Here is a 12,442-nt window from a genome sequence, read left to right on the forward strand (position 1 = left end):
GCCCTTCCTTCCCCCCGGGAAGGAGGGGCCGCCAGCCGCCTGCCGACGAAAGACATCCCCTCCCCTAGCCCCTTCCGTACGCGGAAGGGCGATGGAGTGAAGAAATGAACGAACTTACCAACTTCGCGAACCCGCTCGCCAAGCCGGAAACCTTCGACCAGATCCAGATCGGGATCGCGTCGCCGGACCGTATCCGCAGCTGGTCGTTCGGCGAGATCAAGAAGCCCGAGACGATCAACTACCGCACGTTCAAGCCCGAGCGCGACGGTCTGTTCTGCGCGCGCATCTTCGGTCCGATCAAGGACTATGAGTGCCTGTGCGGCAAGTACAAGCGGATGAAGTACAAGGGCATCGTCTGCGAAAAGTGCGGCGTGGAAGTGACCGTCTCGAAGGTCCGCCGCGAGCGCATGGGCCATATCGAACTGGCCGCCCCTGTCGCCCACATCTGGTTCCTGAAGTCGCTGCCGAGCCGCATCGGCCTGCTGCTCGACATGCAGCTCAAGCAGCTCGAGCGCGTGCTGTACTTCGAGAGCTACATCGTCACCGAGCCGGGCCTCACCCCGCTCGAGAAGTTCCAGCTCCTCACCGAGGACGAGCTGCTCGACGCGCAGGATGAATATGGCGAGGACGCCTTCTCCGCCGGCATCGGCGCCGAAGCGGTCAAGATCATGCTCATGGATCTCGACCTCGAGGGCGAGCGCAAGGAGCTTCTGGAAGAGCTGGCGACGACCAAGTCGGAGCTGAAGCCCAAGAAGATCATCAAGCGCCTCAAGGTCGTCGAGAGCTTCATCGATTCGGGCAACCGCCCGGAATGGATGATCCTGGACGTCGTGCCGGTGATCCCGCCCGAGCTGCGTCCGCTGGTGCCGCTGGACGGCGGTCGCTTCGCGACCTCGGATCTCAACGATCTGTATCGCCGCGTGATCAACCGTAACAACCGTCTGAAGCGGCTGATGGAGCTGCGCGCGCCGGACATCATCGTCCGCAACGAAAAGCGCATGCTGCAGGAAGCCGTCGACGCGCTGTTCGACAATGGCCGCCGCGGCCGCACCATCACCGGTGCGAACAAGCGCCCGCTCAAGTCGCTGTCCGACATGCTCAAGGGCAAGCAGGGCCGCTTCCGTCAGAACCTGCTCGGCAAGCGCGTCGACTATTCGGGCCGTTCGGTCATCGTGACCGGTCCGGAGCTCAAGCTGCACCAGTGCGGCCTGCCGAAGAAGATGGCGCTCGAGCTGTTCAAGCCGTTCATCTACGCCCGTCTCGACGCCAAGGGTCTCTCCATGACCCTCAAGCAGGCGAAGAAGTGGGTTGAGAAGGAGCGCAAGGAAGTCTGGGACATCCTGGACGAGGTGATCCGCGAGCACCCGGTGCTGCTGAACCGCGCGCCGACGCTCCACCGTCTGGGCATCCAGGCGTTTGAGCCGGTGCTGATCGAAGGCAAGGCGATCCAGCTCCACCCGCTGGTCTGCTCGGCGTTCAACGCCGACTTCGACGGTGACCAGATGGCCGTCCACGTTCCGCTGAGCCTCGAGGCCCAGCTGGAAGCGCGCGTCCTGATGATGTCGACCAACAACATCCTGTCCCCCGCCAACGGCAAGCCGATCATCGTGCCGTCGCAGGACATGGTGCTGGGTCTCTATTACATCACGATGGAGAAGGAAGGCGAGCCGGGCGAAGGCATGCTGCTGGCCGACATGGCGGAGGTCCACCAGGCCCTCAACGCCGGTGCGGTGACGCTGCACTCGAAGATCACCAGCCGCGTGCCGCAGACGGACGAGGACGGCAAGTCGTACCTCAAGCGCTACCAGACCACCCCGGGCCGCATGCTGCTCGGCGAGTGCCTGCCGCACAGCCACAAGGTGCCGTTCGACGTCGTCAATCGCCTGCTCACCAAGAAGGACGTGGGCGACGTGATCGACGAGGTCTATCGTCACACCGGCCAGAAGGAGACCGTGCTGTTCGCCGATGCGATCATGTCGCTGGGCTTCCGCCACGCGTTCAAGGCCGGCATCTCGTTCGGCAAGGACGACATGATCATTCCGGAAGCCAAGGTCGGTCTGGTCGACGAGACCAAGGCGCTGGTGAAGGACTTCGAGCAGCAGTATCAGGACGGCCTGATCACGCAGCAGGAGAAGTACAACAAGGTGATCGACGCCTGGAGCCGTTGCGGTGACCAGGTGGCCGCGGCGATGATGGACGAGATCAAGGCGGTCAAGAAGGACCCCGTGACCGGCCGCCAGATGCCCGACAACGCCATCTACATCATGGCGCACTCCGGTGCCCGTGGTTCGGCGGCGCAGATCAAGCAGCTGGCCGGCATGCGCGGCCTGATGGCCAAGCCGTCGGGCGAGATCATCGAAACGCCGATCATCTCGAACTTCAAGGAAGGTCTGACCGTTCTTGAATACTTCAACTCGACCCACGGCGCTCGTAAGGGCCTCGCGGACACCGCGTTGAAGACGGCGAACTCGGGCTACCTCACCCGTCGTCTGGTCGACGTGTCGCAGGACTGCGTCGTCCTCGAGGACGATTGCGGCACCGAGCGCGCGCTGGAGATGAAGGCGATCGTGCAGGGCGGTTCGGTGATCGCCTCGCTCGGCGAGCGCATCCTGGGCCGCACCACGGCCGAGGACATCATCGATCCGAAGACCAACCAGGTCGTGATCCCGATCGGCACCCTGCTCGACGAAGCGATGATCGCGCAGATCGAGGCGCTCAGCACCCCGGCGGTGAAGATCCGTTCGCCGCTGGTCTGCGAAGCCAAGCTCGGCGTGTGCGCCAAGTGCTACGGGCGTGACCTTGCCCGCGGTACCCCGGTGAACATCGGCGAAGCGGTGGGCGTCATCGCGGCGCAGTCGATCGGTGAGCCGGGCACGCAGCTGACCATGCGTACCTTCCACATCGGCGGCGCGGCGCAGCTCAACGAGCAGTCGAACCTCGAAGCCCCCGTGGACGGCAAGGCCGAGTTCCGCGACCTGCGCCTGATCGAGGATCAGCGCGGCCGTCGCGTGGTGCTCAGCCGCTCGGGCGAGATCGCGATCATGGACATGGATGGCCGCGAGCTGGCCGTGCACAAGATCCCGTACGGCGCCTATGTGATGTTCGACGACGGCCATCTGGTCAGCGCCGGCGATCGCATGGCCGAGTGGGATCCGTTCACCATGCCGGTGATTACGGAAACCGGCGGTACCGTGAAGTATCAGGACATCATCGAAGGCAAGACCATGACGGAGCAGGTCGACGAAGCGACGGGCATCGCCCAGCGCGTCGTCACCGAGTTCCGCGGTGCGGGCAAGAAGGAGGACCTGCGTCCTCGCATGACCCTCACCGGCGAGAATGCCGCCGAAGCCGCCCGCTACATGCTGGCGCCGGGCGCGGTGATCTCGGTCGAGGATGGCGCCACGGTGCAGGGCGGTGACGTGCTTGCCCGTGTGGCCCGCGAGTCCGCCAAGACCCGCGACATCACCGGTGGTCTGCCGCGCGTCGCCGAGCTGTTCGAAGCGCGCAAGCCCAAGGAAAATGCCATCATCGCGAAGGTCTCGGGCCGCGTGGTGTTCGGCAAGGACTACAAGGCCAAGCGCAAGATCGGCATCCAGCCCGAGGACGGCGGCGAGGTCGTGGAGTATCTGGTCCCGAAGTCGAAGGTGATCGACGTTCAGGAAGGCGACTACGTCAAGCGTGGCGACAACCTGATCGGCGGTTCGCCGGATCCGCACGACATCCTGGAAGTGCTCGGCATCGAGCCGCTGGCCGAATATCTGGTCAGCGAAATCCAGGAAGTCTATCGACTGCAGGGCGTGAAGATCAACGACAAGCACATCGAGGTGATCGTTCGCCAGATGCTGCAGAAGGTCGAGATCACCGACGGCGGCGACACCACGCTGCTGGCGGGCGAACAGGTCGATCGCGACGAGATGGACGAGCATAACGAGAAGCTCCAGCCGGGCCAGCAGCCCGCGATGGGCAAGCCGATCCTGCTCGGCATCACCAAGGCGTCGCTGCAGACCCGCAGCTTCATCTCGGCCGCGTCGTTCCAGGAGACCACCCGCGTGCTCACCGAAGCCGCGGTGCAGGGCAAGAAGGACACGTTGCAGGGCCTGAAGGAGAATGTGATCGTCGGCCGCCTGATCCCCGCCGGTACCGGTGCGGGCATGGGTCGCCTGCGGGTTGCCGCCACCTCTCGCGATGCGGCGCTGCGCGTCGCCCAGCGCAAGATGCAGGAAGCCTCGCTCATCGCTCCGGCGAGCGCGGCGGAAGAGCATGCGGCGGAACTCGCCCGCAGCACGCGGGATGCAGGCGGCACCGGGGATGATCCCCTGGCGTCGGTGACCCCGTCGGGCCACGGCACCGATGCGGATGCCGGCGAGTATTTGAACGAGGCGGAGTGATCCGCTCCGTTCGGGGGCTCCCAGCCTGACCGAGCGTGACACGAACAGAGCCGCCGTCCGGGATACCGGGCGGCGGCTTTTTCATGGCTGCTATTCCACCCGCGTCAGAAACTGATGGTAAGCCGCAACATGCTCACCAAGACACCGCGAGCCTTTTCCACGCCCCCGCGATCGGTGATGAACTGAAGGTCAGGCTGAACTGTCAGCCACTTGGCAAGCTTGTCCGAATAGGTCAGCTCGAACGTGGTTTCCGCCCGGGCGGGCCGCACGCCCTGATCGAGCAACATCGTCCGGAACCCGCGGGTGGTCGTACCTCGGCTCACGCCGAGCGACGCCTGGGAATCGGGTCGCCCGGCGAAGAGATGTTCCGCCAGAACGCCCACTTGCCATCCGCCTTGGAACGGCGTGGTTGACCCGCCCGAAAGGCCCGCGCGCCCGAAGGCGGTTACGGTGGGCCTGCCCTCCCCACCCAGCAACTGCACGTCGCCGATCACATAGCCGCCGTGATCGCGGCGCTGGATCGCCGCACCGTCCATGTCGACCGCGGTATAGTCGTCATGCATCTTGCTGTAGCGCCAGTAGCCCGCGCCTAGCTTGAATCCCGGCCGCTCGACCCCTGCCTCCCCGATCAGCAGCACGCCGTCCCGGAAGCTGAAATCGACGCCCTCCGGATCGCCAAGGCAGCCGGCCGATCCGTTGAGTACGGCGGCACGCAGATAGGCCACCTCACCAAACCGATGTTCCACTCGCACCGTCAGGGCAGTGGACGGGAAGATCGAAGGGCCGTTCGGTCCCGAGGCCGCCAGTTCGGACCCTGCACCAAAAGACGGCGAGATCAGCAGCCCCGCCGACGCATTCGTGTAGAATTCGCTGTTGAGATCATACACACCGCTGCGCACCGTGGTGTTCGTGCCGACGCGTTGCTCTATCCACGCCTCGAACAGACGCAAATGGTGGCTCGCGACCTCGATATTGTCGACGCCCTGCAGCGTCCCGGCAGCGTCATTGGGCCGGCCGCCCATGGTGCTCATGACGTGCACATGCGCCCGGGCCCCCTTCCAGCCGACGAGCCGCGCAAGATCGGCATCCGCGGTCAGGTCCGTATCGTCCAGCACGAAGGCACGATCGCGATCCGGGCCCCGCGCAACACTGGCGATGTCGATCGTCTCTACCAAATGCACGTCGATCACGCTCTGGGAATATACGTATGTCGGCCATGTACACGCTGCCACAATGGCGCAAATAAGTCGCTTCATACCAACAGTCCCGCTACTCCCCTCGAGAAGGTTTTAGGATGAATGACTCTACTTCATGAAATCTTGTCTATAATTTTTCTGGAGAGGACACAGCATTTCGGGGCCGTGTCGGGTGCTTGGAGCAATCGCGTGCAGTCGATAGCAAATTCAACCAGAAAACTGACAACCGCCATCATTCTGCTGTTCCTGCTTTGTGGGGGCACCGGGATCGTTTCCTCCTGGCTGCTCAGTAGCGCGCTGGAACGGCAGTCGGTGGCGTCGGGCTTGCTCCGCAACCATATGGAAGCGGACATGATGCACGATGCCGTGCGCAGCGACGTGCTGGCCATTCTGGCCGCGAGCGACTCCGCCATCGGCATCAAGCAGGAGGAGGTGCGCAAGGATCTTGAGGAGCATCTGGGCACCCTGCGCACGCGCATCGCGGAAGATGTCGCGTTCAAGGGAAATCCAGCGATCGAAGCCGCTGCGGCGAAGGTCGGCGGACCAATGGTCGCGTATGCCGATGCCGCCAAGCAGATCGCCGCGACGGCGACGGGCAACCTGGGAACTGCGAAGCAGATGCTGCCGGCCTTCTTCAAGCAATTCTCCGTTCTGGAAGAGTCGATGGCTGCCGCATCAGACGCGATCGAGAAGCATTCCGACGCAACCGCGCGCGCGGGCCTCACCCTCGAATGGATCACCATTGGCCTGCTGGTCGCGACATTGGCCGCCGCGGTAGGCGGGGCGCTCTACGCGGGCCGGCTTGCCAATCGTCGGCTCGTCCATCCGCTGATCGCGCTCTCCGACACGGTAGGCCGGCTGCTCACCGCTCCCGGCACCCCCCTGCCGGAAACGGATCGGCAAGATGAACTGGGCGCCCTTGCCCGCGCGATCGCCGCGTTCAGCCAGCAGGTGGATTCCGCCAACGCCGAAAAGCAGGCGACGACCGAGCTGATCGTGGACACCGTCGGCTCGGGCCTGCGTAGCCTCGCGGGGGGCGACCTGACGACTCGCGTGGACGCCCAGCTGCAAGGTCCGTTCGCGCGGCTGAAGCAGGACTTCAACACTGCTGTCGACAGCCTGCGCGCGCTGATCACGTCAGTACATGGCGGCGCCGGATCGCTGCGTCGCGCGTCGACCGAGATCACCGCCGCGGCGGAGGATCTGGCACGGCGCACCGAAGCGAATGCCGCGAGCCTGGAGACAACGACGGCGGAGGTCACCCAGATCGACGAGCGGCTGAAGACGTCGGTTCGCGCGGCCAGCGAAACGGTGGGTCGCGCCGATCAGACGATCGAGGCGGTCAGCTCCGGCCGCGCGCGCGTCAGCAGCGCGGTGACGGCGATGAGCCGCGTCTCCGAGAGCGCCAAGGGCATCGATGCGGTGATCGAGGGGCTCGACAAGATCGCGTTCCAGACTCGTGTTCTCGCCATGAACGCCGCCGTCGAGGCGGGCCGCGCCGGGGAAGCAGGACGCGGCTTCGCCGTGGTCGCCGACCTCGTCTCGGCGCTGGCGATGCGGGCCGAGGAAGAAGCCGGCCGCGCACGCGACCAGCTCACCGTGACGCAGGTGGAGATCGGCACTGCCGTCGCGGCCGTCGAGGATGTCGACGGCGCGTTCACCTCCATCTCCGAAAACGCCCAGTCCGTGCACAAGCTGCTCGGTCAGGTGGCCGCGGATAACCGGGTGCAGTCGGAGTCGATCTCCCGCCTCAGCGAAACGATCCGGGTGATGGACCATTCGACCCAGCAGAACGCCGCAATGGTGGAGCAGACCTCCGCTGCCGCACGCAACCTGATGGCGGAGATCGGGCAGCTGGTCGAGCAGGCCGGCCAGTTCCGCATCGATGCCGGCATGGCCCGGGCGCTCCCCCGTGCGGCTGACGCCGCGCTCCCCGTCGCCAGCGTTGCGGCGGTGGACGAGGCGGAGTGGGTCTAGTCGCCGAACAATATGATACGGTCGCCCAGCCGCTCCGCCTCGTCGCGATCATGGGTGACGAGCAGGATCGGCAGTCCGACCCCGTCGCGCAGCCGCTCGAGCAGGGCCAGGATCTCCTCGCGCCGCGGGCGGTCCAGCGCGGCGAGGGGCTCGTCCAATAGCAGGAAAGCGGGGTCGGTAAGCAGCGCGCGGCCGATCGCGACGCGCTTGGCCTCGCCGCCGGACAGCGTTCGCGGCCAGCGATCAAGCAGATGGGCGATGCCTAGCAGCGCGATCACGCCGTCGACATCGACCGCCGCATCCTTTCGCCAGCCATAGAGAAGATTGGCGCGCGCGCGCAGGTGCGGGAACAGCCGCGGCTCCTGAAACACATAGCCGGCCCGTCGCGCCTCCGGCTTCAGGTCCACGCCGCTGGCCGAATCGAACAGCGTGCGATCGCAGATGCGGATATGCCCGGCATCCGGCCGCAACAGCCCCGCGACCATGTTGAGGACGCTGCTCTTGCCCGCGCCGGACGGGCCGAACAGCACGGTGACGCCCGCCCGCGGCTCGATCCGGCAGGCGATCTCGGTTTCACCGAGTCGGCGGCGCACGTCGATGTCAAAGGACATGCGTGCCCCGCCCCGTCCGTCGCGCTACCAGTTCCGATCCCACCAGCGCGACCAGCGCGAGCAGCACCGATACGGCGGCCAGCCGAAGCACCTGCCCCTCGCCGCCCGGCACCTGCAGCGCCGAATAGATGGCGAGCGGCAACGTCTGCGTTTCCCCCGGCACGTTGGAAACGAAGGAAATGGTGGCGCCGAACTCTCCCAGCGCCCGCGCGAAGCCGAGCACCAGCCCAGCCAGTACGCCGGGCAGCGCCAGCGGCAGCGTCACGGTGGCGAAGGTCCGCCACGGCCCTGCGCCGAGGCTGCGCGCGGCCTGCTCCAGCTGTCGATCCACCGATTCCAGCGACAGCCGGATCGCCCGCACCATCAGCGGCAGCGCCATCACCCCGGCCGCGATCGCCGCGCCGCTCCAGCGGAACAACACGGTGACGCCGAACCAGCGCTCCAGCACCCCACCGATCGGTCCGGCGGGCGCGAAGGCCAGCAACAGAATCCACCCGGTCACTACCGGCGGGACCACCAGCGGCAGATGCACCAGCGCGTCGAGCAGCACCTTGCCGGGGAAGCGCGCGCGCGCGAGCAGCCAGGCAAGCGCGAACGCCACGGGCAGCACCGTGAGCACCGCCACGCCCCCTACCTTCAGCGACAGGAGCACGATGCCCCACTCCTCGCCGCTCAGCACGCGGCGATGCTCATAGCGGGGTGAAACCGTAGCGCGCGAAGATCGCCTTGCCGCGCGCGCTGACGAGGAAGCGCCGGAACGGCTCGGCATCCGGGCTGGCGGCGGTCTTCAGGCGAGCAATCGGGTAGCGAATCGGCGGGTGGCTGTTCGCCGGGAACACGCCCGCGATCCGCACCTTGGCCGAGGCGCGCGCGTCGGTCGCATAGACGATGCCGAACGGCGCAGCGCCACGTTCCACCAGCGCAAGGGCCGCCCGGACATTCTCTGCCCGCGCGACCTGGCGGTTCAGTCGATCCCAGGCACCAATCTTCTGCAACGCGGCCTTGCCGTACAGCCCGGCGGGGACAGCGTCAGGATCGGCCATCGCGAGCCGCCCCCGCCCCAGCGCGGCCAGCAGCGGTCCGGCGCGATCCAGCGGCACGGCCCGCCGGTCGGACACCGGTACCGCGAGGACCAGCTGGGTACCCAGGAACGCCAAGCGGGTGCCGGGCGCCAGCTTGCCGGCCTTGTCCACCGCGTCCATCCAGGGCTCGTCGGCGGACACGAACAGGTCCGCCGGCGCTCCGGACTGGATCTGCCGCGCCAGCGCGGAGGACGCGGCGAAGGACAGCACCGGGCGTGCATGCCCCATCCGCGCCCAGGCATCGGCGGCGGCGTTCATCGATTCCTGCAGACTCGCAGCGGCGAGCACCAGCGGCGGCTGGGCTGCGGCATGTGCGGGGAAGGCGAAGACCGCGACCAGTGCGGCGATCGCCCAGCGACGGGTCGGGGCAAGCGAGACAGGCATGGACACGAAACCTCCGGCAAACCGATGCGCTCCGGTTCGCGGCTCCACCTCGCCATGTCAAGCAACCCACCGGTATGCGTCCGATGCGCTTCCTCGCTTGCCGCGGCGTCGGCGGTTCAACATCGCCGTAGTGCCCAAGCAATGTCCGAAACGGGGCAGCCTTCCCCCAAAAACCAGTTGATACGCACAAGCAACAAAGCATAGATTTTCTTCGACGATCTGGGGAGATCGACGAATAGGGGGAAACGATGAAAGGCTGTGTTCGCACGGTCGCATTAGCGGCCTGGCTGCTGCTGTGCACGACGCCACCCGCTTCTGCGCAGGAACGCTCGGCAACGCGACAGGGATTTGAACTAGCGCCGAACAGCGGCAAAAAAATCCTGGTCTTCCGCCCTTCGATCAGCGTCGGCGCACAATCCACGGGCGGCATGTTCGAACCCAATGGCGAATGGACCGACAAGGCCGTCACCAATCTTCAGGCAGCACTCGCCAAGGCACAGGCAAATCTGGGCAATACGGTGATCGCCGCGCCCGAAGCCTATGGCGACGATGCGCAGAAGCTGCAGGAACATCTGCGGCTGTTCGCCGCCGTGTCGGACGCGGTGATCCAGTACCAGTTCTTCGCCGGCAACCGCCTGCCCACGAAGAAGAACGACAACAAGAACGCGGTGTTCGACTGGTCGCTCGGTACGGGCGTGGCCGAGTTGCCGGGCGCCAAGGACGCGGACTATGGCCTCTTCCTCTTCACGCGCGATGCCTATGGCTCCACCGGCCGCAAAGTGCTGCAGGTGCTTGCGCTGCTCGGGCCGGGACTGGCAGTGAAGTCGGGCCAGCATGAAGGCTATGCGGGACTGGTCGACCTGCGCACCGGCGATCTGCTGTGGCTCAGCGCCGATGCCCAGATGGGCGGCGACGTCCGCGATGCCGAGGGCTCGGACAAGCGAATCCACCAGTTGCTCAAGGATTTTCCGGGCAGCATGCCGCTCAGGCTGCAAGCGCAGCCCAAGCCATGAGGCTGCACGGCATTCGTACGCTTTGCGCCGTTCTCGGCAGCCTCTGCGCATTGCCTGCGACGGCACAGCAGGCGGTGCTGCCGCCACCCTATGCGGGGGTGTATCAGCCCCACGGCGTCGACGAGATCGGGCTTTGGCGCGAAGATGACGAGGAGGAGCGCCGGCTCGCCGCCTCCACGCTCGTCTTGCGGGACGAACGACTTGCCGGGTACGTCAAATCGGTGCTGTGCGACGCGGTGGGCAAGGACCGGTGCGCGGCCGTGCGGGTGTATCTGGTGCGCGTGCCCGTGTTCAACGCGAACATGATGCCCAACGGGACGATGCGGGTCTTCACCGGCCTGCTGCTGCGCGTTCACAACGAGTCCGAGCTGGCGGCGGTGCTCGGCCATGAATTCGGCCATTTCGAGAAGCGGCACAGCCTCGCCGGTTTCAAGGCGCAGCGTTCCGCCACGGATTCCGTCGCCTGGATGGAGGTGTTGACGGCAATGACGCCGCGTCCCCAGGCGATGCAGAACCTGCGGGACTTCGAGGTCGCTACCTATGGCGGCCTGTATCGGCACAGTCGCAACCAGGAGCGCGAGGCCGACTGGCTGGGCATTGCCTATCTCAACCGCAGCCAGCTTCGTCCCCAGGCCGCTACCGCCGTCTGGCAGCATGTGATGGAGGAAGCCGAAGCATCGGCCCGTGTGAAGGGGCTTCGCAAGCCAAATTTCGAAAGGATTGCCTTCGCCGCCTCGCACCCGCCCGACGCCGAGCGGGCGGCCTATCTGGCGGCCCTTGCAGCACCGGAAGGCGCAGGACGTGGAGACGGCACCGATCGCTATCGCGCCGCCCTCGCACCCTACCTCGCACAATTCCTCGACGATCAGATCAAGCTCAACGACTTCGGCGCCAGCGACTATCTGATCAAGAGCCTCGCAAGTGACGGCTGGACCGCTACCTTGTGGGTAAAGCGCGGCGACCTTTATCGCACCCGCGGCAACCCGCGCGACTTGACTGCGGCAGCCGAATTCTACGCTCATGCGGTCGCCCTCGATCCCCTACTGGCGGATGCGCAGCGCGGCCTCGGCCTTTCGCTGATGAAGACGGGGCAACCGAGCGCCGCAATGGTGGCGCTGCGGACCTACTTGCGCCTGCGTCCCGATGCGGTGGATGCCGGCATGATCAAGATGCTGATTCCGGGGGAAAGCCAATGACCAGACATCGTCTATTGCGCGGCGTGTTCGCACTTGCTGCCATAGTCGTCCTTTCCGCGCCAGCCATGGCGCACAAGCTGGCGGAGAAAGGCAAGACGGTCACGGTCGCGGCCTCGATCCTGTCGGTCACGCCCAGCCGCGACTGGAACCGGCTGTCTACGCGCGCAGGCAAGCATGTCGAATGCTGGACGCTGGATGGCGAACAGCTCGACGAGGTCCGCTTCTACGCCGCGATCGAACCCGGCGAACCGCTGATGCACGAGCGCTACAAGCGCAAGGATCCGCTGCCCAAGTTCCGCAAGGAGACGCTGCCGGCCGAGCTGCCGGAACTGCTGGAGCGCACCTATCGCAGCGCCCGCGACGCCCGCGACTTCCAGTTGCAGGGCGCGCGCCCGGCCAAATTCCTGGGCCGCGACGGCATCGCCTTCACCTACATGGCCACCGATGCCGACGGACTGATCCGCAAGGGCGAGGCACGCGCCGCCATTGTCGAGGGCAGGCTCTACATGATCACTTTCGATGCGCCGCGGCTGCATTATTTCGATCTTCTGGCCGACGACGCTCGCGCCTTGATGGCCTCCGCGACGTTGTAGCT

The 12,442-nt window shown here is 66.0% G+C and carries 9 protein-coding genes; 5 read left to right on the forward strand and 4 right to left on the reverse strand.

All coding sequences use genetic code 11. The features are described from left to right. The first annotated feature begins 104 nt into the window (after window positions 1–104). Window positions 105–4,388: a DNA-directed RNA polymerase subunit beta' gene (rpoC, locus tag A7X12_RS23915; RefSeq protein ID WP_064313933.1), complete on the forward strand. Its 4,284-nt coding sequence runs from the start codon at window positions 105–107 to the stop codon at window positions 4,386–4,388. 104 nt (window positions 4,389–4,492) lie between these two features. Here rpoC and A7X12_RS23920 read toward each other — a convergent pair whose 3' ends face one another. Beyond that, entirely contained in the window at window positions 4,493–5,578 is a 1,086-nt protein-coding gene (locus tag A7X12_RS23920) for a carbohydrate porin (RefSeq protein ID WP_232318667.1), read from the reverse strand. 195 nt (window positions 5,579–5,773) lie between these two features. Between A7X12_RS23920 and A7X12_RS23925 the strand changes: the two genes are divergently transcribed. Then, window positions 5,774–7,561, forward strand: coding sequence for a methyl-accepting chemotaxis protein (locus A7X12_RS23925; protein ID WP_232318668.1), 1,788 nt, complete (start codon window positions 5,774–5,776; stop codon window positions 7,559–7,561). Here the strand turns inward: A7X12_RS23925 and A7X12_RS23930 are convergent. Genes A7X12_RS23930 through modA form a run of 3 tightly spaced genes read right to left on the reverse strand, consistent with a single transcriptional unit; the run spans window position 7,558 to window position 9,638 of the window. Beyond that, entirely contained in the window at window positions 7,558–8,172 is a 615-nt protein-coding gene (locus tag A7X12_RS23930; protein ID WP_064313934.1) for an ATP-binding cassette domain-containing protein, read from the reverse strand. The genes A7X12_RS23925 and A7X12_RS23930 overlap by 4 nt on opposite strands. Next, window positions 8,162–8,851, reverse strand: coding sequence for a molybdate ABC transporter permease subunit (gene modB / locus A7X12_RS23935; RefSeq protein ID WP_064313935.1), 690 nt, complete (start codon window positions 8,849–8,851; stop codon window positions 8,162–8,164). Before modB ends, A7X12_RS23930 begins: the two co-directional genes overlap by 11 nt. A 10-nt stretch (window positions 8,852–8,861) precedes the next feature. Beyond that, complete coding sequence (gene modA / locus A7X12_RS23940; RefSeq protein WP_064313936.1) at window positions 8,862–9,638, reverse strand: molybdate ABC transporter substrate-binding protein; 777 nt, start codon at window positions 9,636–9,638, stop codon at window positions 8,862–8,864. Window positions 9,639–9,886: 248 nt separating this feature from the next. Here modA and A7X12_RS23945 point away from each other — a divergent pair, with 248 nt between their 5' ends. The 3 genes from A7X12_RS23945 to A7X12_RS23955 are packed head-to-tail and all read left to right on the forward strand — an operon-like array spanning window position 9,887 to window position 12,440. Continuing rightward, a complete protein-coding gene (locus A7X12_RS23945; RefSeq protein WP_064313937.1) occupies window positions 9,887–10,651 on the forward strand; it encodes a hypothetical protein in 765 nt (254 codons plus the stop codon). Beyond that, on the forward strand, window positions 10,648–11,847 hold the full coding sequence (locus A7X12_RS23950; RefSeq protein WP_084446056.1) for a M48 family metallopeptidase: 1,200 nt from the start codon (window positions 10,648–10,650) through the stop codon (window positions 11,845–11,847). The genes A7X12_RS23945 and A7X12_RS23950 overlap by 4 nt, the downstream gene beginning before the upstream one ends. Continuing rightward, window positions 11,844–12,440, forward strand: a complete 597-nt coding sequence (locus A7X12_RS23955; RefSeq protein ID WP_064313938.1) for a hypothetical protein — start codon at window positions 11,844–11,846, stop codon at window positions 12,438–12,440. The genes A7X12_RS23950 and A7X12_RS23955 overlap by 4 nt, the downstream gene beginning before the upstream one ends. The last annotated feature ends 2 nt before the right edge of the window (window positions 12,441–12,442 follow it).

Source organism: Sphingomonas sp. TDK1 (genome assembly GCF_001650735.1).
In the GTDB taxonomy this organism is placed as follows: domain Bacteria; phylum Pseudomonadota; class Alphaproteobacteria; order Sphingomonadales; family Sphingomonadaceae; genus Sphingomonas.